This is a genomic window from Duganella vulcania (assembly GCF_009857655.1).
Lineage (GTDB): Bacteria > Pseudomonadota > Gammaproteobacteria > Burkholderiales > Burkholderiaceae_D > Rugamonas > Rugamonas vulcania.
In genome coordinates, this window is sequence record NZ_WWCX01000002.1 from 143,973 (window position 1) to 167,994 (window position 24,022).

Sequence of the window (24,022 nt, forward strand, 5' to 3'; positions counted from 1 at the left end):
TTAGCGTGCGATCGTATTGGTGCGCTTGATCTTGTTTTGCAGCTGCATGATGCCGTACAGCAGAGCCTCAGCCGTGGGCGGGCAGCCCGGCACGTAGACATCCACCGGCACGATGCGGTCGCAACCGCGCACCACGGAGTAGGAGTAGTGATAGTAGCCGCCGCCGTTGGCGCACGAGCCCATCGAGATGACCCAGCGCGGTTCCGGCATCTGGTCGTAGACCTTGCGCAGCGCGGGCGCCATCTTGTTGCACAGCGTGCCGGCCACGATCATCACGTCGGACTGACGCGGCGATGGACGGAACACCACGCCGAAGCGGTCCATGTCGTAACGGGCTGCGCCCACGTGCATCATTTCAACCGCGCAGCAGGCCAGACCGAACGTCATCGGGAACATCGAACCCGTGCGCGCCCAGTTGATCAGCTTGTCGGCCGAGGTGGTGATGAAACCTTCGTTTAATACGCCTTCAATAGCCATGGCTTATTCCCAATCAAGGGCACCTTTCTTCCAGATATACCAAAAACCGACGACGAATTCAGCGATGAAGCTCATCATCACCAGGAACCCGTTCCAGCCCAGTTCGCGCATGGATACGCCCCATGGGAAGAAGAATGCCGTTTCCAGATCGAACAAAATAAAGAGGATCGCGACGAGGTAGTAACGCACGTCGAATTTCATGCGCGCGTCTTCGAAGGCTTCGAAGCCGCATTCATACGGGGAGAGCTTGGCCGCGTCGGGCTTGTTGGGCCCGAGAAGGTGGCCCAGGACTTGGGGAGCGATACCTACGCCGAGACCGACGAGGATGAACAACAGGACGGGGAGATAATTTTCGAGGTTCACGATTGATGAGCTTATATTGAACGGTCGGTTAAAAGGACACACTGCGATGTTCTGCGGTGCTCTTAACGTTCGCCCCAATCGTAAAACTGCTTAGACCAGGATCGAACGACACATCCTCGTAAAAAAGCCAGCTCAGGTACACTTCGGTGCTCCCTTGCTGGCCTTATATTTCTGGTGCCGACGACGAGACTCGAACTCGTACAGCTTGCGCCACTACCCCCTCAAGATAGCGTGTCTACCAATTTCACCACGTCGGCGTAAGGCCGCTATTCTACTGTGTTTTCACGCCGTTGTTAATCCGTATTGCGCCAAAACAAGAAGAAAAACGATAAATCTTTGCTTCTTTTTACTCTGAATTGTTTTTCCAGCTTGCAAGGCCAATGTACTGCCAAAACAATGAGCAAACAACTTAAAAACTTACCAAGGGAACTGCTGAACTTCGCAACTAGTTCATTATTATATTACTTTGGGATCGATGCTGCAGGACCCGTTGCGGCCGGAGCAGCCGGAGCCGCCGCTGGCGCTGCCGCTGGTGCGGTTGGAATCGCCGCCGCGCCGGTGGCTGGGGCCGGGGCCGGGGCAGCAGGAATCGCCTTGTCCATCACGCCGCCGCTGACAGTGCTGCCATGCTGGGTCGAGATGTAGGACAGGGCCAGCGTGGCGCTGAAGAAGATCGCGGCGGCTACGCCGGTCGACTTGGACATGAAGTTCGACGAGCCGGTGGCGCCGAACAGGCTGCCCGAAGCACCCGAACCGAACGCCGCGCCCATGTCGGCACCCTTGCCATGCTGCAGCAACACCAGGCCAATAATGGCGATTGCGGAAATGACTTGCACTACGATAACCAGGTTGAACAAGGAGTTCATGTTATTCCATTTCAAAAATAAGAGATTTGTATCGTTTTGTTTCTACAACTTAAACGGCCTGGATAATCCCGAGGAAATCCGTCGCCTTTAATGCGGCGCCGCCAATCAGGCCGCCGTCGATGTCCGGCTGGGCCATCAATTCTTTCGCATTGTCCGGCTTCATGCTGCCGCCGTACAAAATCTGCACGCCGGCCGCGACCGTCGCATTCTTCTGCGCCATGCGCGCGCGCAGCAAGGCATGCGCCTCCTGGGCGATCTGCGGCGTGGCGGTCTTGCCGGTGCCGATGGCCCAGACCGGCTCGTAGGCCACAACAATCCTGGCCAGGTCGTCGGCGCCGATCACGCCCAGCACCGCCTGCAGCTGGCCGCAGATGACCGCCTCGGTCTCCCCTGCTTCGCGCTGCTCCAGCGTTTCGCCCACGCACACCACCGGCGTCAGGCCGGCGGCCAGCGCCGCGATGGTCTTCTGCGCCACCAGTTCGCTGCTTTCCTTGTGATAGGCGCGGCGCTCGGAGTGGCCGCACAGCACATAGCGGGAGCCGAAATCGACCAGCATGCCGGCCGAGACTTCGCCCGTGTAGGCGCCGCTGGCGTGGACCGACACATCCTGTCCGCCCCACGCGACCGGGCTGCCTTGCAGTTCAGCCTGGCACTGGGCCAGGTAGGGAGCCGGCACGCACACGGCGCAATCGGCGCCGAAGTCGTTCAATCCGGACACGATGCCCGACAAGAGAGCCGTGTTGCCGGCGCGATTGCCGTTCATTTTCCAGTTGCCGATGACGAGTTTGCGACGCATAGTAGCCTAAAATTCAATAACCCGCTATTTTAACGCGAGGCTGGAAGCCCGGTCAAACCAGCGGTTGGCCACGTTGTGACGAAAATGGCGAAAATACTACGCCCGCGCAACGCCTCCCCTGCCTTTTTTTGACCTAGATAACTTGCAGCATGATCTTACCGACGTGATTGCTGCTTTCCATCAGCGCATGCGCGGCGGCGGCCTGCTCCAGCGGGAACACCTCGTAGATCACCGGCTTGAGCTTTTTAGCCGCCATCAGCGGCCAGACCTTGTCGAGCAGCTGCTTGGCGATCGCGCCCTTGAAGGCGGCCGAGCGGGGCCGCAGGGTGGAACCGGTGATGGTCAGCCGGCGGCGCAGCACCTGCCCCAGGTCGACCGTGGCCTTGCCGCCGCCCAGCGTGGCGATCAGCGCGATGCGGCCGTCGTCGGCCAGGCAGGAGATTTCACGCGGCAGGTAGTCGCCGCCCACCATGTCGAGGATGACGTCGGCGCCACGGTCATTGGTCAGCGATTTGACGACCAGGGCGAAATCCTCGGTCTTGTAGTTGATGGCGCGCTCGGCGCCCAGCTCGGTGCAGGCGGCCACTTTATCGTCGCTGCCGGCGGTGGCGAACACGCGGTGGCCCAGCGCGCTGGCCAGCTGGATGGCCGTGACGCCGATGCCCGAGCTGCCGCCCTGCACCAGCAGCGTCTCGCCGGCGGCCAGGTGGGCGCGGTCGAACACGTTGCTCCAGACGGTGAAGTAGTTCTCGGGAATGGTGGCGGCCTCCAGCATGCTCCAGCCCTTGGGGATGGGCAGCACCTGCTCCAGCGGCGCCACCACGTATTCGGCATAGCCGCCGCCCTGCACCAGCGCGCAGACCTTGTCGCCGATATCGAAGGTGGTGTAATCGAGGTCGCCGTCGACGATCTCGCCGGCCACTTCCAGGCCCGGCAGGTCGGAGGCGCCCGGCGGCGGCGCATAGTTGCCCATGCGCTGGAATACGTCCGGGCGGTTGACGCCGGCCGCGTGGACTTTGATCAGCACTTCGCCGCCCTTGACGACCGGCATAGGCCGTTCGCACAGTTTCAGGACATCGGCGGGGCCGGGATGGGTGATTTCAATCGCGCGCATGGCTCGCCCTCTCGTGAAGAAAGGGCGATTGTACGACAGCCGCGAATTAGCCGCCGCCGGTGCGCGATTGCCTGGGTAGCGGCGTGTTCGGCTTCCAGGCGGCCGACAAGGCCTGCCCTTCCTCGATCTGCTCCGGTGTCATGTGCTTGACCACGGCGGAGCGCTGCTCGGCCGCGTTCATCGAGCCGTTGGCCGCCGCCAGGTTCCACAGCATGTAGGCGATCACGTTATCCTGCGGCATGCCGGCCATGTGATAGCGGTACATCAGCCCCAGCGCCTGCTGCGCGTCCGGATGGCCCTGCTCGGCCGCCTTGCGGAACCAGCTGACCGCCTGCTTGTGGTCCTGGATCACCGCGTTGCCGGTGTAGTACATGGCGCCGACCACGTACTGCGCGTCGGCCTTGCCCTGCAGCGCGGCCTTGCGGTGCCACTCCAGCGCCTGCTTGTAATCCTGCGTGACGCCGCGGCCCATGTAATACATCAAGCCCAGCAGGTGCTGGGCGTCCGCGTTGCCGGCCTTGGCCAGCGGGGCGATCTCTTTCAAGGCCGCCGCGTAGTTCTTGTTGTTGTAGGCGGTAGCGCCTTCGGCGAATCCGGCGTACGCGGCCTGTTGCAGGCCCAGTGCGAGTCCGATCGCTAGTATGAATTTTTTCATGTCTCTAGGGTGTGTATATTTTTATTTCCAACTTACCTTGCCCAGGCCGTCAACGCTGACGTTGCGGTTCAGGGGCTTGCCATAGACGGTGACCGATCCCAGGCCGCTCAAGTTCAGTGTCGCGTTGGTCTTGGCGTTGACGGTGGCGTTGCCCAGGCCGCTCAGGTCGACATTGACCGAGTCGGCCTGGAACTGTTGTGCATTCAAGCCGCCCAGCCCGCCCAGGGTCGCCTTCAGCAGCTTGCTGTGACCGCCCAGCGTAATGTAGCCGGCGCCGCGTAGATCCAGTTCCACGCTCTCGTTCTCGCTGACCCACAGGTGCATGCTGCCGACACCGCCCAGGTTGGCCTTCAGGCTCTTGTAGTCACAAGCCACTTTCATGCTGCCGGCGCCGTCCAGCGTCAACTCCAGCTCGTCGCCGCTGAAACCGGCGATCTCGGTCGTGCCCACGCCCTCGGACACCACCTCGCGCAACATCGGCAGCACCAGCTCGGCGCGCGCGGTCGAGCGGCCCAGCTTGACGGCGCGCCCTTCGGTCTCCAGGTGCAGCGTGTCGCCGGCGACCGATGTCATCAGCTTGTCCATGGTGCGCTTTTCCGCGTAGATCGTCAGCGAAGGCGTCGGGCCTTGTCGCAGCTTCAGATCGATCACGCCGTCGAGCTTGACGCGCACCACGCGGGCGTCCAGCGTCACGACGCGCTTCTCGGTGCTGTCATCGGCAGCCACGGCGCGGCCAAACAGCGCACAGAAGGCGGCAAACAGCAGGCCGAATTGGAAAAGCTTGTTCATATATGGGGTTCCTCTGAAGTTGTGCCTGGATACGCGAACGGCTAATGTAGCAGCGCACTAAGCTTTCTAGCAATCTTTGCAGTACGACCAATTGTCAAATTACGACAGGCTGGCTTTTTCCACTGCGGTCAGGCGCTTGGCCTTGATCACTACAACTTGCATCGGAGCCTGGGCGGCGGCAACCTGGAGGGCCGGTTGCAGGGCCACGCTCGCTTCAGCGGCGGCGCTGGCGTAGGCGGATGCGCCCAGCAGCACGGCGGCGGTGACGAAGATGGCTTCCATGTTTTTGGCGATGTTCATTTTTGCTCTCCTTGAATGCGTTTCGGTATGTGATCACTATAGCCATCACTTATTAAACGATCATGCGGATTGCGACGAACTGCACAAATGGGGGACTGGGCGACAAGAAACCGGGAACAGGCCCGGAAAGCGCAGCGGCGGGCGCCGCTGCGCACGGAGGTGGATTACCGGATTACTGGTTCAGGCCGGCGTTGACGGCGCTCCAGAAGCTGGCGTCTTCCATGCCGAAGGCGTAGATCGAGGTGCCGGCCAGGCCATAGGCGCCCACGAGGCTGGTTTTCAGGGTCACGCTTTTGGCGTTCTCGTTCCAGACCGTGTGCTTCCTGCCATTGGCGGTGTAGTTGAAGCTGATGGCGTTGGCGTTGTTGTCGTACCTGGGCGTGACGTGGTACTTGCTTAGCAGCGCGGGCACGTTACGCCAGAACAGCTGGCTGCCGTCGCCCTCCGTGATCCAATCGTAGCCGTAGGCCGGGATGCCATTCAACACCTTGGACGCCGGCACCTTGCTGGTGGCGTAATCAAGGGCGTTCTCCATCCAGTCGGAGCCCGCCACCGGGCCGGGTGCCCAGGACGGGATCGCTTCATCGTAGGTCATCACCTGCACGTAGTCGGCGGCCTGCCCCAAGGCTTGCAGGTCGAAGGCCAGGTTGTGGATGTTGTTTTCATCGGTGAAGGAGAAGGCCGGCACGGTCATGATCAGCTTCATGCCCTGCGCGTGCAGGGCCGTCGCGAGCGCGGCGGCGAACTCGCTCATGTTCTTGCGGTCGGCCTGGTCCACCTCTTCGAAATCGATATTGATGCCGGCGAAGCCGTTGGCCTTGGCGAAGCTGACCAGGTTGGCCACGGAGGCCGCGCGCCTGGCGCCAGTGACGGCGTGCGCCAGGTCCGGGTCCCAGCCATCGGGCGCGGTGGCCGAGACATTGGAGATGCAGCCGTAGATCGCGATGCCCTTGGACTTGAGGAAGGTGATGGCGTTGGTCGGCGTAGGGTCGCCGTTGCCGACCACCGTGCCGTCGCTGCCCATGTTCCAAAAGTCGATGGAGACCGCGTTGACGTTGGCGTAGTACTTGGTCAGCGAGCTATAGTTGTTGCTGTAGCCTGAGTAGTAGGCCAGCACCATCTTGCCGTTGGCCAGCGCCTTGCTGGCGGGGGCGCTGGCCGGCGCCGCGTGCTCACTGGCGGCGTCAATCGAAACGCCCGACGAGGTGCCGGTGCGCGCCGCCGTCAGGTTGGCCATGCGCGCCATGGCGCGTGGCGATTCCTGGCCGGCGGAACCGGAGCCGCCGCAGCCTGCCAACGTGGCCGCGACACACGCGGCCATCAACAGTTTTTTCATTTTCTCTCCAATCAGAGCTTGATATAAATCTTTTTCCGGTCCAGCACATAGCCGACCGACCAGCAGCCCAGCATGTACACCACCGCCCACAACAGCGTGCCGTTATAGGCGCCGGCCCACGGCCGGAACAGGTTGAGGTAGACCCAGTCGAATACATTGAGGTCGCCGATCTTCAACAGGAAGAAGGTGGTCGCCACCACCTCGCTGAACAGGTAGATGAACAGCGTGTTGCGGCCGAAGACTTCGAAGAAGTAGGTCCAGCCACGCTTGCCCAGCATGTCGATCACGTACAGCAGCAACGACAGCGTGAACAGGTCGATGGCGATGGTGATCAGCGTGTAGGAACTGGTCCACAGCTTTTTATTCAGCGGGAACACACTGCTCCAGCACAGTGCCAGTACAGCCAGCACGGCGGCCGACATGGTCAGCTTGGCGATGGTCTCGTAGCTGGCGCCCAGCCGGCGCACCAGGCGGCCGGCGAAGTACCCGGCCAGCACGTTGACGATGGACGGCAGCGTGCTCAATATCCCTTCCGGATCGAAGGCGATGCCCTCGCCGTGGTACATATGCGCTTCGCCCAGCACCAGCAGGTCCAGCTTGCGCTGAGCGTTGCCGGCCAGCGTGTAGTCGCCGAACCAGTACATCAAGGCCCAGTAGCCAAGCAAGGCCACCACGGCGAACACGATGGCGCCCTTCTCCTTCCAGTAATGCAGGATCAGCGAACCGGCGCAGTAACCCAGCGCGATGCGTTGCAGTACACCGAAGATACGGGTATCGGACAGCGGCAATACAGTCAGCGATCCACCCTCGGTACTGAAGAACGGATACCAGTACATCAGGAAGCCGCACAGGAAGATCAGCGCGGTGCGGGTGAATATCTTCTTGAGCACCGCCGCCTCGCCCATGCCCTCGTACTTCTCAAGCGTGAAGCTGAGCGCCGTGCCGACCACGAACATAAAGGTCGGGAACACCAGGTCGGTCAGCGTCAGGCCGTGCCATTCGGCGTGCAGGAACGGCGCGTAGGTGGTCGCCGGCGTGCCTGGCATGTTCACCATGATCATCAGCGCGACCGTCAGGCCGCGCAGCACGTCGATGGCTTGCGAACGTTGATGCTGTGTTTTCATTGATGGTGGACTTTCGGTGTTTGTTTAGTTGTGGCTAACGTTATCATCTTCGCCAGCGCCCGGCGAATCATGGCAAGCCCTTGATTTCATTGGTTTAGTGAGCAAGCCGCTTACAGTTCCTTACGCTCGCGGATGCGCCCTGCCCCGCGCCGGCCGCGCCGCTGCAACAAAACTTCACAGAGGCTTACAAAATGTATTGCGCGGCTGTCGCATTTCCGCTCAGGCGGGTAGGCGGATGGTGGCATTCAGGCCGCCCTCGGGATGGTTCTCCAGCACCAGCTGGCCGCCGTGCGCCTCGATCACGCTGCGGGCGATGCCCAGGCCGAGGCCCATGCCGGCGTCGTTCTGCTCGCGGCCGTGGGCCAGCCGCACGTAGGGATCGAACAGGCTGGCGAAGGCGTCGTCCGGCACGCCGGGGCCGTGGTCGCGCACCGCGATCGCCACCGCGCCAGGTTCGCTGGTGACGCTGATCTCGGCGCGGTCTCCGTAGTACAGGGCGTTGTCCAGCAGGTTGCCGATGGCGCGCTTCAAGGCCAGCGGCTTGGCGCGCACCGTGATGCCACTGTCGCGATAACCCACCTCGTGCCCGCCCAGCCGCGCGCTGCGCACCAGCCGCCCAAGCAGCGCATCGAGTTTGACCTCGGCCGGATTCTCGTGGATGTCGCTGTCCTTCACGCATTGCAGCGCGCCTTTGACCATCATGTCCAGTTCATCGAGGTCTTCCTCGAACTCGTTGCGCAGCGCCTCGTCGTCCAGCAGTTCGGAGCGCAGCTTGAGCCGCGTGATCGGCGTGCGCAGGTCGTGCGAGATGGAGATGAACAGGCGCTCGCGATCCTCGATGTAGCGCTGGATGCGTTCGCGCATGGCGCTGAAGGCGCGCGCGGTGTTGATGAATTCACGGCTGCCCGTTTCCGGCAGCGGCGGCGCGCGGTCATCCTGGCCCTGGCCGAAGGCGGCGGCGGCGTCGGACAAGGCGGCCAGCGGGCGCGTGATCCAGCGCACCACCAACAGGCAAAGCAGCAGCACCACGGCCAGCGACAGGCCTTGCAGCGACAGCCGGTCCCACGCCAGCGGATCGTTACTGCTCAAGAAGTACGGGTTGGGCATCAGCGCCGCCATGTACAGCCAGTTGCCTGGCTCGATCTCGGTCTGGATCACCAGGATGGGCGCGGGGTCCGGTTGCAGCAGCAGGATGTGCTGGACCCAGGCGTCCGGCAGGTCGCCCAGGTGGACGCCGTCCTCCGACACCACCAGCTGGTCCGGCCAGGCGAAGGCCAGGTGGAAGCTGGGCGAATGCGGCAGGTCGCTTTTCAGCGTGGCGCCCACCGTCGCCAGCACGCTGCTGGCCAGCGGATGTTCGGCGATCTGCTGGACCGGCACGTAGGCGTGATTGAGGTTGACGAAGAAGCGCGTGCCGCCCATCTCGCGCAGCTGCTGGATCAGCAGAAGGCGGTAGTTCGGCGGCAGGCTGCGGAAGAAGCGGATCGCGCCGGACGCGCCATGCGCCATGTACTGCGACGCCGATTGCGCCTCCACCTGCGCCTTGGCGCGCAGCTGGCTGGCCCAGATCACGCTGGCCGCCAATTGCGTCACCAGCAGGCCGGCGGCCATCACCAGCATCAGGCGCCCCAGCAAGGACTGCGGCCAGATGCGGCGCAGGCGCTCCAATACAACCTTACGCATGCGAGACGCTGACGTCCGCCGAGAATACGTAGCCGGCGCCGCGCACGGTCTTGATCAACGCGGGTTGTTTTCCATCGTCGTTGAGGCGCAGGCGCAGGCGGCTGATCTGCACGTCCAGCGAGCGATCCAGGGGGCCAGCGTCGCGCCCGCGGGTTTCTTCGCACAGCACACTGCGGTCCAGGATCACACCCGGATGCTCTACAAAATACTTCAGCAGCTGGAAGTCCAGCCCCGTCAGCGCGACCACGGTGCCGGCGTTGTCCAGCACCTTGCGCTCCATCAGGTCCAGCGTGAATCCAACGAAGCGGTAGTAGCGCGCGGACGGCGTCTCCAGCGCGGTGCGGCGCAGGATGGCCTTGATGCGGGCCAGCAGCTCGCGCGGGCTGTATGGCTTGGCGATGTAATCGTCCGCGCCCAGTTCCAGGCCGACGATGCGGTCGGTCTCGTCGGAGCTGGCCGTCAGCATGATGATGGGGACATTCGAGCGCTGGCGCACCTGCTTGCACAGCGCGAAGCCGTCGGTATCGGGCAGCATCACGTCCAGGATCACCAGCGACAGCTGCTCGGAATGCGCGTGCAGCTCGGCCAGGAAGCTCTCGCCGTTGTGCGACAGGATTACCTCGTACTGGTTTTTCTCCAGGTAGGTCTTGAGCAGGACGCGGGTCTTTTGGTCATCGTCTACGATCAGTATCTTGCGCACCGGGTGCTCCTTGGCTTCTGAGGTTAAACAGTCGGAACAGCGCGCCAAGGCGGCGTTGCGCCTCGGCGGGCGTGGCCCTGTCGTCTAGAAAATAACGGTGGATTTCGGCGATGATGGCGTCGCGGCTGGCTTCATCGGTGGCCATGCGGTGCACCAGGCTGGGCGCCTGCACCGCCGCGCCTTGCGCGAAGGTGGTCCACGAGGCGCGCGCGCAGCTGTCCATTTTCGACAGGTCGGCGTCGCGCCGCACCGGCACCGCGCCCTTCAGCGTGTTGAACTCCGCCTGCACCTGCGGCGACACCAGCAGCCGCGCCATCTTCTCCTGCGATTGCATGTGGCGGTAGTCGCCGGCGAACATGGTCAGCGTGTCGACGCTGTACAGGTGGTACTTGCCGGTGCCGGGCGCGGTGCCGCAGGCATAGTCCTCATCCAGCGCCATGCCGCGTTCGGCCAGCTCCGGCTTGGCCCAGTCGCCCATGATCATCATCGCCGCCTCGCGCCGCGCGAACTGGCGCACCACGTCCGGCCATGGACGCTCGTCCAGCTGGCCGCTGATCCAGCCCTTGACGACGCGCAGCCGCTCCAGCGCCTCGGCGGTGCGGCGGTCGGCGGCGGCGGCCGGATTACGGCGCACGAACAGCTCGCGGTAGAACTCAGGCCCGCTCTCGGCTAGCACCAGGTTCTCGAACAGCGCGGCCACCTGCCAGGATTCGCTGCTCTGCGCCAGCGGCATGATGCCGGCGGCCTTGAACTTGAGCGCGGCGTTCTGGAACTCGTCCCAGGTCTGCGGCGGCGACAGTTTGAGCTGGGCGAACAGCGCGCGGTTGTAGTACAGCGTATTGACGCGGTGGATGCCCAGCGGCGCGGCGACGACGTGCTTGCGGTGCTGGATCAGCGTCTGGATGGTGGGGAACAGGAAGCCATTCCAGTTGCCGGCGCTGGCGACGTTGTCGATCTCCAGCAGCAGGCCCAGTTCCGCCCACTCCGCGACGGAGACGCCGATGATCTGAGTGACTTCCGGCGCATCGCCGGCCAGTACGCGGCTCTTGAGCACCTTGCCGGCGCCGAGACCCGCGCCGCCCGGGATCGCGGCATCCTTCCATTCGAGGCCTTCGTCGGCCATGCGCGCGGCCAGCGCGTTGGCGGCCTTGCGTTCGCTGCTGGATGTCCACCAGTGCAGCACCTGCAGCGTGTTAAGGGAGGCGGCAGGCGCGCTGGCGCCGGCGGGACCGGGCTGCGGCTGTTGCGCGGCGTGGGCGATACTCAGCGCGCCGCAGTTGAAGGCGCAGGCCGCGGCCAACAGGCCGAAGGACCACGCCCGCGCCGGCTGCAGGCGGCGGGCGGTCGAACGAAAGCGTAACCAGTCGAACCTCGGCAAGGCCACTTTTTCTATCGACGCTATCACTCGTTATCCCGAACTAAACAGTGCCACGATTATAACGGAGAAGATAGCCGCCGGGACTAATTGGTATGCCCGGCGTGCGCGCAGCCCGTTCAAGGGTTGTCGATGCGCGACACCTTGCCCATCCTGCCGTTGCGGTCGAAAGCCGCCACTTTGATCGAACCCTTGTCCGATATCGGCCCGCTCACTGGTTTGCTATTGGTATTCGGCTCGCTCCCGTCACTGGTATAGCGCATGGCGATGCCCGGCAGGACGTGGTTGACCAGCACCTTGCCGCCTTCCAGCATCAATCCCGGTGGCGCGATGCGGTAGTCGACGCCGGCGTGTTCCAGGTCGAGGCGCGGCAGCACGCGCTGGCTCAGCGTGTTGACGAAGCCGGACCACGCGGTGCGGTGCAGCGCGGCGGCCTTGGCGGCGTCGGTCTCGGTCGCCCAGGCGGGATCGGGCGCCCAGGAACGTTCGGCCATCGCCAGCAGGCGTGGCATGACGAGGTAGTCGATGCGCTCGGGCGTGCGCACGGTTTCGGTGAACAGCGTCGCTTCCAGCCCGCGTATGCGGCGCTTGCCGTAATCCGTCAGCCGGTCCTTGCCGACCAGCGGCGGATTGGCGTTCTTCAGGTAGTCCAGCGGGATGAAGTCGTAAACCGTGTCGAGTTCCACGTAGTCGCCCCAGTTCACGCCCGGTTCGTCGGGGTTGGCGTTGTAGGCCATGTCCATGTACATCTTGGTCACGGGGGCCAGCACGATGTCGTAGCCGGCGTTGGCCAGGCGGTAGGCGAAGTCCTCGGCGCCTTCGGTGTTGTTCCAGACGTAGGCGCTGAAGCCGCGCTGCGTGAAGTGCGGATTCGGTATCAGCTTGTGCTCTCCATTCAGCTTGGTGCCGCGTGCCGCCAGCTCTTCCCAGCCGGAGGCGTACAGGCCACGCTTGCGCAGGATGGCGTCGACGCGGTCGTAGAAGTAGTCCCACAGTTCGGCGGTGCTCTCCAGCTTTTTCTTCTGCATGACCGCGCGGCTGGCGGGCGACTGCTCCCATGCGCCGGCCGGCAGCTCATCGCCGCCGACGTGGATGGTGTGCAGCGGCACGCCGGCCTCCTTGTACATGTCCGCGACCTGTCCGATGACGTGGTCGATGAAAGTGAAGCTGGATTCCAGGCCCGGGTTGATCACGTGGTCGTTGTACAGCTGCGCCGATTTGTAGACCGACTTGTCGGCCAGGTCGTTGAGCAGGTATTTTTCGGCATCGGCTTTGCCGGCGGCTTTCAGGCGGTGGTAGCGCGCTTCCATCGCCTTGACGGCGGCGCGGGCGTGGCCCGGCATCTCGATCTCCGGGATCACTTCGATGTGGCGCGCAGCGGCGTAGCGCAGGATCTCGATGTAGTCGGCGCGGGTGTAGTAGCCGCTGCCGCTGGCGTCGGAGGGATCGGGGCCGGAACCATAGGCCGGTTGCAGGCGCACGCCAGGCTTGGCGCTGTGGCCGCGCACCGCGCCGATGCTGGTCAGCTCAGGCAGGCCGGCGATCTCCAGGCGCCAGCCTTCGTCCTCGGTCAGGTGGAAGTGGAATTTATTGAGCTTGTAGCGCGCCATCAGGTCCAGCAGCTTGAACACGGTCTGCTTGGTGTGGAAGTTGCGGCCGACGTCCAGCTGGAAGCCACGATACTCGAAGCGCGGCGCGTCGGTGACGGTCAGCTCCGGCAGGTCGATGCTGGCGGCGCCCGGCAGCGGCAGCAGGTCGCGCAGCGATTGCAGGCCGTATGCCACGCCGGCGGCGCTGTTGCCGACGATGTCGATGCCGCTGCCGGCCTTGATCGTCAGCGTGTAGGCTTCCGGCGAGGTGGAACCGGGCACCGCGCCCACGCTCAAGCGCAATGCTGGCGAGCCGGCACCGCCTGCCGGAAGATTGGACGGAAACAGCGAACGTGCAAATGCCGCTTCCGTTTTCAGCGTGGCGGGAGCGACGATGGCTGGCAGCGCAGCCAGTCGCAGCCTGCCGCCGCTCGTCTGCAAATGCTGTGGCGTCGGGAACACCGGCGGCAGCGCGGCTGCCGGCATCCAGTCGGCGTTGGCGTTGCGGCGGTACGTATCCTGCACGGTGACGACCGGCTTGGCGCCGCTGGATCCCTTGTCCAGCTGCTCCGGACGCGTGACCGGCAACAGCTCGTAGTCCGCGATGGCCTGGCCGACATCGGGCGCGGCGTCATAGACAAGGTAAGGCCCGATCGGCGCCTTCGCCAGTTTGATCACCAGGTCCGGATGGTAGTAGGCGATGTTCAGCGTCTGCCCTGCCGGCACGCCAGCAAAGCCGGGCGCAGGCCGAATGCGGAACAGATTGCCGGCGACCTGCTCCAGCAGCAGGTTGCCTTCCAGCGGTCCCGTCGCAACGCCGTCCATGACGTTGAAGTACAGCGTCCAGCCCTTGGGCGGCAAGGGCTGCTGGCCCAGATTGGAGAGGATCAGGCGCGCATGCGTGCCGCCGCCCGGCGCTTCGGGCGTGAACACATTGCGCACCAGCTCCCAGCGCAGGCGGATCTGCGAGCCGTTGACGACGCCGGCCAACGCGCCCTGCCCGGCCACCGCCTTGGCTTCCGGCGCCACCCCGGCAACCGCGCCCCCGGCCATCGACGCCATCACCCACGAGGCCAAAACGAAACCACTGTACTTGATCTGCTTACGCATTCGATTCCTCTTCTCTTACCAGGTGGCGCCAAAGCGGATGCCGTAGACGCGCGGGTCATTGTAGGACGCCGTGACGTAGCCGGGATCGACCACGCTTGCATAGTTCTTCGCCAGCGTCTGGCCCCAGTTTTTCACGTATGCCTCCAGATGCCATTTGCCGCTCGGCGAAACCAGCTTGAGCGCCGCATCGACCGTCGTGTAAGCCTTCTGCGCATCGGAGATGTGTGGATTATCCAGATTCCGCAGCGAGAAGTACATCTTGTCCTGCCAGCGCGCCGAGATCCACGGCGTGAGCGTGTACTCGCCGATCGCGAAGTCCTGCGAAGCGCTCAGGTTCAGCGTGTTGGCAGGCGCGTACGGTAGGCGGTTGCCCGCGATATTCAGCGGGAATTTGCCGGCGAACAGAGGGTCCGTGCCTTCATACGCCACGCAAGGCGGCGCACCGTACTTGTCACGGATGTTACAGCTGATCGAGCTGTCCTCGCTGTAGGTCGGATAAGACTTGATGACCGCCTTCAGGTGCGAGTACGAATAGCCGATGTGCGAACCTGGCCACGGTTTGTATTCGCCTTCGATCTCCAGGCCGGAGATGTTCGCCTGCGCCGCGTTCTGCGTGCCGTAAATGACCACGCTGTCGCAGTATGGATTGGTGGCGGTGCAAGGTATCTTCGGAATGATCTTGCCGACCGTGACGCCGCCGGTCAGCTGCATGTCCTTGTAGCGGCTGTAGAACGCGGTGGCCGAGAAGGTCAGCTTGTTGTTCAGCAGGCGGCCCTTGTAACCCAGCTCGAAATTGGTCAGCGTCTCGGGATTCCACGGCATGTTGGTGTAGTGCGGTCCCGGCGTCAAGCCGGCGCAATTGCCGTTCAAACCGGTGCGGCAGATATCCTCCTTGTCGCTGAAGCCACCAGCCTTGTAACCAGTCGACAGCGAAGTGTAGACCAGATCGCGTGGAGTCAGCTGACGACTCAGGCCCAGGCGCCAGGTGAATTTCTTCCATGCGTCCGAATCGTCGCTGATCACAGGATGGATCGACGAATCGAAACCGCCGGCACCGTAGTAGCCGCCCATGCCCGGCTTCAGATGCGAGCTGTTAAACGGCGTGAAGCCCGGCGTACCCGGCGTGCCGGGGTTGAACAGCCCCTTGAAGTAGATCGCGGGATCGTCCGAGAACGCCGTGTCCCAATACTGGCCGCCGACGTCCTTGCGGGTGTCGCGCGTCATGCGGCCGCCCACGGTCAGGTTCCAGGTCGGCGCGAACTCCCAGTCGGCCTGCGCGAAGATGGCCTTGGAATCGGACTGGCGGTCGGCCTGGTGATAGAAGTAGGACTCGGCCGGGAAACCATACGTGCCCCACGACGCGCCCAGGTAATCCTGCGCGTAGTCGATGCTGTTCTTCTCGTGCATCCAGAACAGCCCCGCCACGTAACGCAGGCGATCGTACTTGCCGCGCAGTTGCAGCTCGTGGACGGTGGAGACATATTTCGACGCCGTCGTGTAGGTGGCATAGTCATTGAACGGCGACGTTCCGGGACGCGTGGCCAGCTCACTCTCGATAGGCTGGTAGCCGCTGTCGCTGTCCTGGAGCTCGCGCCGCTTCTGGCTCGACCACGAAGCGTTGTATTCGATGGTGGTGGACGGACTCAGGTTCCATATCAGGCCGCTGCGCACGGTGTCGATGGTCATGTCCATCACGCCGGGCACGTTGACCTTCACATCCCACTGGCCGCCGGTGCAGGCATACGGCGTACCGGCAGCTTGTTCGCAGTCCTTGATCGGCAAATCTCCGGCGCCGTTGTTCTGGTACTTCTCATAGGTCAGGCGCCAATCCAGGTCCGGCCGGATCTTCCAGCGAGCCTGCAGGCGCGCCGCGTATTCATCCTTGTTGGTGTAGTACTTGTCGGCGCCGACCTTCTTGTTGAAGCGCTGGTCGACGTCGGGAATGATGTTACCGGCCGCGTCGCGCGAGGGCACGATGCCCAGCGCAGGGAAGTTCGCCGCGTAGAAGTCCTGCTGCTGGTTGATGTAGCCGTCACGCTTGATCTTCATCGCCGTGACGCGCAGCGCGAAATTGTCGCTGACCGGGATGTTCTGCACCGCCGATACCTGGCGTCCGCGATAGTTGCCGACGTCCGCCTCGACGGTTCCGTAGCTGCTGCCGAATTCCGGCTTGGCCGGGATGATGTTGATGCTGCCGCCGGTCGAGTTACGGCCGAACAGCGTGCCCTGCGGACCGCGCAGCACCTCGACCTGGTCCAGGTCGAACATCAGCGCCAGCGCCGCCTGTGGGCGCGGCTGATACAGGCCCGCCACGTGCAGGCCAACCGCCGGGTTGCCGATCTCCGTGAAGTCGGAACTGCTCACGCCACGGATGGCGATCTGCACGCCGCCGCTGCCGTCGTTCGAGGTCCCCAATTGCAGGTTGGGGATCTGGCCGCTCAGGCCGCGCACGTCGGTGATGCCGTCGCGGCTCAGGGCCTCCTGCGTTACCGCCGTTACCGCCACCGGCGTCTTGAGCAGCGAGGTGGAATGGCGGGTCGCCGTCACCTTGACCTCCGCCACCTGGTCCTTGGTGGCGATGGCCGAGGCATCGGCCTCCTGTTGCTGGGCGCCCGCCGCGCCGGCCATGACAGCACAAGCGCTGCCGATGGCGAGACTCATTAACTTTTTCTTGGCACTCTGATGCGACATCATTGCTCTCCCGGTCAAATCATTATTTGTCCCGCCATCGGCGCGACGGCGCGTCCAGCTCTTTTAGAACTTGGCTTTCAAGCCAACGCTGTAACGCGCGCCATTTTCATACACGCCCACCGGCAAACCGTCGGTGGTGTTGGTGCGGATGACTTCATTGGTGATGTTCACCGCCGTGAGGTAAAGGCTGATCTTCGGCGTGATATCCCAGCTGGCCGACGCATCCCACTGGCCGTAGGCGCTGGTCACATCCTGGCCGCCTTCATCCAGCGCTCCATAAGCCTTGGAGCGGTAGTTGTACGACAGCCGCGCGCTGTAGCCGTTCTTCTCGAAGAAGCCGGTGATGTTGGCCTGGTTGCGCGAGTTGCCGACCACGTTCAGCTTCACGCCGCCCGCATTGGCGCCGGTCTTGGCGTCGGTGTAGGTGTAGTTGACGATGGCGCCGAAGCCGCTGCTGAACGCCTGCTGCCACTGCAGTTCCAGGCCGTTGACCGTTTCGCCGTTGTTGGCGTTGTACGGACGGCTGACCGGACGCATCACGCCCGCCACGTTTTCCTGCGTCGTTTGCGTGTAGATGAAGGTATCCAGCTTCTTCGCAAACAGCGTGGCCGACAGCAGCGAGGCATCAGCGTAGTACCACTCCGCGCCGATCTCCGCCTGGTTGGCGTGGTAAGGCTTGAGCAGCGGGTTGCCGGAGGTGGCGGCGTTGGTGGTGCCGCTGACTTCCGTGCTGGCGCTCAAATCGCTGTAGGTATTACGCGCCATCACACGCGCAATGGCGCCGCGCACCAGCAGGTCCTTGTGGACGGTGTAGACCGCGTTCAGGTTGGGCAGCACGTCGGTGTAGCTGCGGCTGACATTGGCCAGCGTATAGTTGCCCGACCCGGTCAGGTCCTGATACGCCTCGGAGGTCTGGTCGGTCTTGACGATGCGCGCACCGAAGTCGCCACGCCATCCGCCGGTGGCGAAGTCTGCGCGCGCATAGGTCGCGTAGATCTTTTCCTTGATCTTGTAGTACTCGCCCTTCGCTTCCGCATAGACCATGCCCTTGTCGTACATCGGGAAGCCCTTGGAGTAGGCCAGGCCGTCGTCCACCCACGCATACTGGGTCAGCGAGCCAGGGTTGGCGGCCTTTTGGCTCAACAGCGGCGAGGCGCCGGTCGACAGGTCGGCCAGCGAGAACGACTGCCAGCCAGGATTGCCAGGACCGTCGGTGCCGATGATGCGGTGGTTCTGCACCGTGGTGTCGCGGAACTTGGCGCCGACCTTGACCGACTTGAAGAAACCGTTGTTCAGGTCCAGCGTCAGGTCGCCCTGCGCGTAGTTCTCCTTGGTCTCCATGCGGCGGATCCAGTCGCGCGAGCTTTGCAGCGTCAGCTTGCTCGGGTCGAGCGGGTTGATGTCCTGGTATTTGACCTCATAGGTGTCCGGCGCGATGTTGAAGGTGGTGCGCGTATTCCCGACGAACCAGAAGTTGCGGTCATGGTCGCTGCCGCCCGAACCCTTGGTGGTGCCGGCCTGTCCGTGGAATTTCCAGTTGTCGGCATCGTAGGTGCCTTCCAGGTCCAGCACTTCAGATTTGACGTAGGACTGGCGGAAGATAGGCTCGAACGACACGCCGCCGGTCGGGCCGACCGTCCCGCCGACCAGCGCCTTGGTGCCATCGGAGGTGGTGATGAACTTCGGATTGGTGACGGCGATATTGCCCTTGGCATCCGCCAGGCCGCCCGCCTCCCACAGGTAGTTCTGGTTGCTGTTGTCCATGCTCATGTCAGAGTTCATGTAGTTCAGCGAGAGATCGGTGTTGGCGTTCGGGCGGGCCTGCAGGGTGATGTCGCCGGTGGTGCGCTTGCGGTCCTGGCGGAAGATGGCCGAGCCGCCGCCCCACGACGCATAGGCGCCAGGCGTGACCACGCCATTCTGGTCGACGATGTTGTACTTGGTCGAGTCGGTGAAGTTTTCCAGGCCGTCGCGGCGCATGGTGCGCTGCTGGCGGCTGATGGCGACCAGCGCGCCGAAGGTCTTCTGCTCGTTGGTCCAGCTCAGCAGGCCGGAGACCTGCGGATCGGTTTTCTTCGGCAGCTTGCTGTAGGTCTCTTCGACCGACACCTGCGCCACCAGCGGCTTCAGTTGGAATGGCTTGCGGGTCTTGACGATGACCAGGCCGCCGATGCTGCCCTCGTCCAGGTCCGCCGAAGGGCTCTTGTACACGTCGATGCTGCCCACCAGTTCCGACGCGAGAATGTCGTAGTTGAAGCCACGGCTTTGCGAATCGTTCTTCCACCAATAGCCGGAGGCCACGGCCTGGCCGTTCAGCTGCGTCAGGTTCAGGTTCTTGTCGGTGCCGCGCACGAAGATGTCGCGGCCCTCGCCCCAGGTGCGGTCCACGGAGATGCCCGGCACGCGCTGCAGCGAATCGGCCACGTTCTTGTCGGGGAACTTGCCCACTTCCTCGGCGGTGACGGTGTCGATCACGTTGCCGGAGTCGCGCTTCTCGGCCAGGTTGCGCTTGAGGCGTTCGCGGATGCCGCGCACTTCGACGGTCGCGGTTTCACCAGCCGGTACAACGTCGCTGGACTGTGCCGCTTCGGCCGTAGCCGGATCGGCCGCGTACAGGTGCGGCGCCAGGCCGCCGCTCAACGCCAGCGCGATCAGGTTAGGTAGTAGTTTTTTCTTAAATACCGGCTTAGTCATTCAATTCTCCTTGTGTGAAAAAGATGAACCGCATCGATATCAAACGCTGCGCATCATGCTGCGCGCGGCCGATACCATATTCCCCGGGCGCAGCCGCCGCAACGCCCGTCCTGCTTCATCAAACACGTGGAAGGCGGTGCTGTCGGCCGAGAAGACGATGGACTGTCCGATCTCGACGTGGCGTTCGCCGTCTCCGCGTATCACCACGTCTTCTGCACCTTCTCGACTGACGTAGATGTAATTGGCTTCACCCAGGTGTTCGACCACACTGACCTCGCCTTTGAAAACTTCCGAACCGGCGCGCGATTCGTTGATATGTTCGGCGCGCAGGCCAAGCGTGACCTTCATGCCGGTGCGCAGGCCGCTGCCGTCGACATAGGCGCGCACCGATTCGCCGCTGGGCAGCAGCACCAGCACGCCGCCGGCGCCCGCCTCGGCGACGGTGCCGGCCATCAGGTTCATCTTCGGCGAGCCGATAAAGCCGGCGACGAACAGGTTGCACGGCTGCTGGTACAGGTCCAGCGGCGTGCCGGCCTGCTGGATATGCCCCTCGTGCATGACGACGATCTTGTCGCCCAGCGTCATCGCCTCGACCTGGTCGTGCGTGACGTAGACGATGGTGGCGTCCAGCTGGCGGTGCAGCTTGGCGATCTCCAGGCGGGTCTGCACGCGCAGTGCGGCGTCCAGGTTGGACAGCGGCTCGTCGAACAGGAACAAACGCGGTTCGCGCACGATGGCGCGGCCGATGGCCACCCGCTGCCGCTGGCCGCCGGACAGTTCTCGCGGCAGGCGTTCCAGCAGGTGCTCTATCTTCAGCGTGGCGGCGGCGCGCGTGATGCGCTCCTTGATCGCGGCCTTGCCCTGCCCCGCCACCTTCAGGCCGAAGGCCATGTTCTGGTAGACCGTCATGTGCGGATACAGCGCGTAACTCTGGAACACCATGGCGATGCCGCGTTCGGCCGGCGGCAGGTGGTTGACCACCTCGTCGCCGATGGACATGCTGCCGCCGGTGATGCTCTCCAGGCCGCACAACATGCGCAGCAGCGTCGATTTGCCGCAGCCGGAAGGGCCGACCAACACCACAAACTCGCCGTGCGCGATATCCAGGTCGATGCCGGCCAGGACATCGGTCTTGCCATCGTAGGATTTACGCAGCTGCTTCAGGCTGACACTTGCCATTACATTCCTCTTTCTGTTGTTGGGTTACTTGACCGCGCCGGCCGTCAAGCCGCGGATCAATTGACGCGAAAAGACCGCGTACAAAATCAGCATCGGGATCACCGCCAGCGACAGCGCCGCCAGCACGGAATTCCAGTCGGTGACGTATTGGCCGATGAACTGCTGCACGCCCAGCGTGACGGTCTTGGTGCGGTCGGACGGCGCCAGGATCAGCGGGAACCACAGATCGTTCCAGGCCGGGATCATGGTGAACACCGCCACCGTCGCAATCGCCGGCCGTATCAGCGGCAGGATCACCTGAAAGAAGATGCGCACCTCGCCGACGCCGTCGCAGCGCGCCGCGTCCTTCAGCTCCGACGGCACCTGGCGCATGAATTCGGACAGGATCATGATCGCCAGCGGCAGGCCCTGCGCCGTGTACACCAGGATCAGCGCCGACAAGGTGTTGACCAGGTCCAGCTTGACCATCAGCTCCAGGATCGACACCGTGCCGAGGCGGATCGGGATCATGATGCCGAGGGCGAGGAACAGCGTCAGCACCCGGTTGCCCATGAAGCTGTACTCCGACAGCGCCCACGCGGCCATGGCGCCGAACAGCACGATGCACAGCAGCGCCGCCAGCGTCACGTAAAGGCTGTTGCCGAAGTAGAGCAGGAAGTTGGTACTGGCGAGGACCTTCTGGAAGCCGATGAAGGTCAGCGATTCCATCGTCGGCAACGCCAGCGGATCGTCGAAGATGGCGGCGCGGGTCTTGACCGAATTAATCAGGATCAGCGCGATCGGGAACAGCGCCAGCACGGCGTAGGCGATCAGCGTGGCGTGCACCATCAGGCGGCCCAGGTCGAAGCGGCTGGCCAGCGGCGCGGTCGGGTTCATGGCGATAGCGGTCATGGCGCGGCCCTCACAGTGCAAAGCGGGTCAGCCTGCGCTGGACACCGACAAAATAAATACCCACGCCGGCCAGGATTACTAGGAACATCAGCGTGGCGACGGCGGAACCGAGATAGGCGTTGCCCACCTGCGCCTGATAGCCGAAGAAGGTGCGGTAGAACAGCGTGCCCAGGATATCGGTCGAATAATTCGGCCCGGCCAGCGCACCCTTGATCGAGTAGATCAGGTCAAAGGCGTTGAAGTTGGCGACGAAGGTCAGTATCGTCACCAGGCCCAGCGTCGGGTAGATCAACGGCAGCTTGATCTGCCAGAAGATGCGCAGCGCGCTGGCGCCCTCCACGTGCGCCGCTTCGACGATTTCCTCCGGAACCGCCAGCAGCGCGGCGTAGATCAGCATCATCGGCATGCCGATGTACTGCCACACGGAGATCATCGACAGCGTGGCCAGCGCGGTTTCCTCCTGCCCCATCCACGGCGCGAACCACTCGGCCAGGCCGGCAAAACCCATCAGCTTTTCACCCACGCCCCACAGCGGCGACAGGATCAGCTGCCAGATAAAGCCGATAATCACCACCGACAGCAGCGTCGGCAAAAAGATCAGCGTGCGGTAGGTACGGGCGCCGCGCAGCCCTTTCAAACTAAACAAGGTCGCCAGCAGCAGGCCGATGGGATTCTGCAGCAGCATATGAATGCAGAAGAACTTGGCGTTGTTGGCCATGGCATTCCAGAAGCCCGCCGACCAGTCGGGATCGAGCAGGATGGTGCGGAAGTTCTCCAGGCCGACGAAGGCCGCCTTGCCGCTGTCGTCAGCGCTGAAGAAGCCTTGTCCCAGCGTCTGCACCAGCGGCAGCGCGCTAAACAGGGAGTAGACGATCACCGCCGGCGCCAGGAACAACAGCAACTGCCAGGGCCGCACCGTATTAACCGCATGTTTCAAGTAAGCCTCCAGAATTCGGGCAAAAAAAGAGCCGGCGCCGCGCCCGGCGCCGGCCAAAGGAATCACACAATCAGGGGGAGGGATTGGTGTGATACTACTTTTGCTGTGGCTTGTACCACTTCGCAAAACCGTTTTGAAGCTTTGTCGCCGCGTCCTTGGGCGCCAGCTTGCCGTTCAATACCTGGGCGTTGACGTTCCAAAGTTCGCTCTCCATGCTGGGCTGTCCGCGATTGAGCACCTGCGCGTTGAAGCGGATGGTGGAGGCGCAGCTGCCGCGCCATTCCGCCATTTGCTTGGCCACCGGATCGCGCACCGAGATCAGGTGGTTCGACAGCGAGAAGAAACCTGTCACGCGGTTGGTGTAGATGTCCGCGAATTCCTGCGAGCCCACCCAGGCCAGGAATTTGTAGGCGTCCTCCTTGTTGCGGGACTTCTTGTTGATGCCGATGCCGATGTCCATGTGGTCGGAGATGAAGCACGGATCGCCCGCCTTGCGCACCGGCGGCGGAAACGCGCCCAGCTCCAGGCCCGGCGTCTGGGCGAAATACGAGATGTCCCACGAGCCGGTCGGGTAGATCGCAGCGCGGCCCAGCGCGAACTGGTTCTGGCTGTCGCCGTAGGTCTGCGCGCTGGCGCCCTTGCCCAGGTAAGTGCCCATCCGCTGCTCGAACTGCAGCGCCTCCACGAAAGGCGCGTCGGTCAATTTGGCTTTGCCGGCGATCAGCGCCTTGCGCCCTTCCTCGCCGCGCCAGAAATTGGGACCGATATTGGTATAAACCATTTGGCTCGATTCCCATTGATCGGCCGTGCCCAGCGCCAGCGGCGACACGCCGCCCTTCTTCAGCGCCTCCAGCACGGCGAAGAATTCATCCACCGTCTTCGGCGGCTGCAGGTTCAGCTTCTTGAAGATCTTCTTGTTGTACAAAAAGCCGTGGATCACCGAAGCCACCGGCATGCAGAAGGTGTCCTTGCCGTCGTCGGTCTGCCAGGCCACCGTGGACGTCGCAGGGAAGTTCTGCATGCCCGGCTTGCCGTCCAGCTTATCGAGGTGGCCCTTCTTGTACAGCGACAGCGACACATCGAACGGGCGGCAGGCGATCAGGTCACCCGCCGTGCCGCCGGCCAGGCGTGCGGCCAGGCTGGAGTCGTATTCGGTCGGCGCGGTCGGCGCGAACTTGACCTCGATGCCGGGATTGTTTTTTTCGAAGGCCGGCAGCAGCACTTTTTCCCACAACGTCTTGTCGTCGACGCGCCAACTTTCGATTACCAAAGTGCCGGCCTGGGCGGCCTGGGCGGAAAACATGGCGATCAACAGGGCGTGGCGAACAATACGGCGTACTTGCATATTTGAAT

Annotated in this window: 20 protein-coding genes and 1 tRNA gene; all 21 read right to left on the reverse strand. The window is 63.4% G+C overall.

What is annotated here, in order from left to right; all coding sequences use genetic code 11:
• A complete protein-coding gene (locus tag GTP90_RS03695; protein WP_008450353.1) occupies nt 1-477 on the reverse strand; it encodes a NuoB/complex I 20 kDa subunit family protein in 477 nt (158 codons plus the stop codon).
• A gap of 3 nt (nt 478-480) precedes the next feature.
• Nucleotides 481-840 carry an NADH-quinone oxidoreductase subunit A gene (locus tag GTP90_RS03700; RefSeq protein ID WP_028819535.1) on the reverse strand — a complete coding sequence of 120 codons (360 nt, stop codon included), beginning with the start codon at nt 838-840 and terminating at the stop codon, nt 481-483.
• Nucleotides 841-1,012: 172 nt separating this feature from the next.
• A tRNA-Leu gene (locus GTP90_RS03705) sits at nt 1,013-1,097 on the reverse strand.
• Nucleotides 1,098-1,301: 204 nt separating this feature from the next.
• Nucleotides 1,302-1,706 carry a preprotein translocase subunit SecG gene (gene secG, locus GTP90_RS03710; protein ID WP_161082220.1) on the reverse strand — a complete coding sequence of 135 codons (405 nt, stop codon included), beginning with the start codon at nt 1,704-1,706 and terminating at the stop codon, nt 1,302-1,304.
• A 49-nt stretch (nt 1,707-1,755) separates the two neighbouring features.
• The gene (gene tpiA, locus GTP90_RS03715) at nt 1,756-2,502 is read right to left on the reverse strand and encodes a triose-phosphate isomerase (RefSeq protein ID WP_161082221.1); all 747 of its coding nucleotides are present in this window, start codon (nt 2,500-2,502) and stop codon (nt 1,756-1,758) included.
• A gap of 133 nt (nt 2,503-2,635) precedes the next feature.
• Nucleotides 2,636-3,616 (reverse strand): NAD(P)H-quinone oxidoreductase, encoded by a 981-nt coding sequence (locus GTP90_RS03720; protein WP_161082222.1) that lies wholly within the window; start codon nt 3,614-3,616, stop codon nt 2,636-2,638.
• 46 nt (nt 3,617-3,662) lie between these two features.
• Complete coding sequence (locus GTP90_RS03725) at nt 3,663-4,271, reverse strand: tetratricopeptide repeat protein (protein ID WP_161082223.1); 609 nt, start codon at nt 4,269-4,271, stop codon at nt 3,663-3,665.
• 21 nt (nt 4,272-4,292) lie between these two features.
• On the reverse strand, nt 4,293-5,060 hold the full coding sequence (locus tag GTP90_RS03730; protein WP_161082224.1) for a GIN domain-containing protein: 768 nt from the start codon (nt 5,058-5,060) through the stop codon (nt 4,293-4,295).
• A gap of 99 nt (nt 5,061-5,159) precedes the next feature.
• Nucleotides 5,160-5,360: a hypothetical protein gene (locus GTP90_RS03735; protein WP_117013494.1), complete on the reverse strand. Its 201-nt coding sequence runs from the start codon at nt 5,358-5,360 to the stop codon at nt 5,160-5,162.
• A 172-nt stretch (nt 5,361-5,532) separates the two neighbouring features.
• Nucleotides 5,533-6,696 carry a glycosyl hydrolase family 18 protein gene (locus tag GTP90_RS03740; protein ID WP_161082225.1) on the reverse strand — a complete coding sequence of 388 codons (1,164 nt, stop codon included), beginning with the start codon at nt 6,694-6,696 and terminating at the stop codon, nt 5,533-5,535.
• An 11-nt stretch (nt 6,697-6,707) separates the two neighbouring features.
• Nucleotides 6,708-7,820, reverse strand: a complete 1,113-nt coding sequence (locus tag GTP90_RS03745; RefSeq protein ID WP_161082226.1) for an acyltransferase family protein — start codon at nt 7,818-7,820, stop codon at nt 6,708-6,710.
• Between the two features lie 219 nt (nt 7,821-8,039).
• Nucleotides 8,040-9,503, reverse strand: coding sequence for an ATP-binding protein (locus GTP90_RS03750; protein ID WP_161082227.1), 1,464 nt, complete (start codon nt 9,501-9,503; stop codon nt 8,040-8,042).
• The gene (locus GTP90_RS03755) at nt 9,496-10,203 is read right to left on the reverse strand and encodes a response regulator (RefSeq protein ID WP_161082228.1); all 708 of its coding nucleotides are present in this window, start codon (nt 10,201-10,203) and stop codon (nt 9,496-9,498) included. Before GTP90_RS03755 ends, GTP90_RS03750 begins: the two co-directional genes overlap by 8 nt.
• On the reverse strand, nt 10,175-11,608 hold the full coding sequence (locus GTP90_RS03760; RefSeq protein ID WP_161082229.1) for an ABC transporter substrate-binding protein: 1,434 nt from the start codon (nt 11,606-11,608) through the stop codon (nt 10,175-10,177). Before GTP90_RS03760 ends, GTP90_RS03755 begins: the two co-directional genes overlap by 29 nt.
• Before the next feature lie 89 nt (nt 11,609-11,697).
• A complete protein-coding gene (locus tag GTP90_RS03765; RefSeq protein ID WP_161082230.1) occupies nt 11,698-14,277 on the reverse strand; it encodes a family 20 glycosylhydrolase in 2,580 nt (859 codons plus the stop codon).
• Between the two features lie 15 nt (nt 14,278-14,292).
• Nucleotides 14,293-16,938, reverse strand: a complete 2,646-nt coding sequence (locus GTP90_RS03770) for a TonB-dependent receptor (RefSeq protein ID WP_254451713.1) — start codon at nt 16,936-16,938, stop codon at nt 14,293-14,295.
• A gap of 93 nt (nt 16,939-17,031) precedes the next feature.
• Nucleotides 17,032-19,662: a TonB-dependent receptor gene (locus tag GTP90_RS03775; protein WP_161082232.1), complete on the reverse strand. Its 2,631-nt coding sequence runs from the start codon at nt 19,660-19,662 to the stop codon at nt 17,032-17,034.
• Nucleotides 19,663-19,701: 39 nt separating this feature from the next.
• Complete coding sequence (locus tag GTP90_RS03780) at nt 19,702-20,841, reverse strand: ABC transporter ATP-binding protein (protein WP_161082233.1); 1,140 nt, start codon at nt 20,839-20,841, stop codon at nt 19,702-19,704.
• A gap of 24 nt (nt 20,842-20,865) precedes the next feature.
• Nucleotides 20,866-21,732, reverse strand: coding sequence for a carbohydrate ABC transporter permease (locus GTP90_RS03785; protein WP_161082234.1), 867 nt, complete (start codon nt 21,730-21,732; stop codon nt 20,866-20,868).
• 10 nt (nt 21,733-21,742) lie between these two features.
• On the reverse strand, nt 21,743-22,669 hold the full coding sequence (locus GTP90_RS03790) for a carbohydrate ABC transporter permease (protein ID WP_161082235.1): 927 nt from the start codon (nt 22,667-22,669) through the stop codon (nt 21,743-21,745).
• Nucleotides 22,670-22,763: 94 nt separating this feature from the next.
• The gene (locus tag GTP90_RS03795; protein WP_161082236.1) at nt 22,764-24,014 is read right to left on the reverse strand and encodes an ABC transporter substrate-binding protein; all 1,251 of its coding nucleotides are present in this window, start codon (nt 24,012-24,014) and stop codon (nt 22,764-22,766) included.
• Nucleotides 24,015-24,022 lie beyond the last annotated feature (8 nt).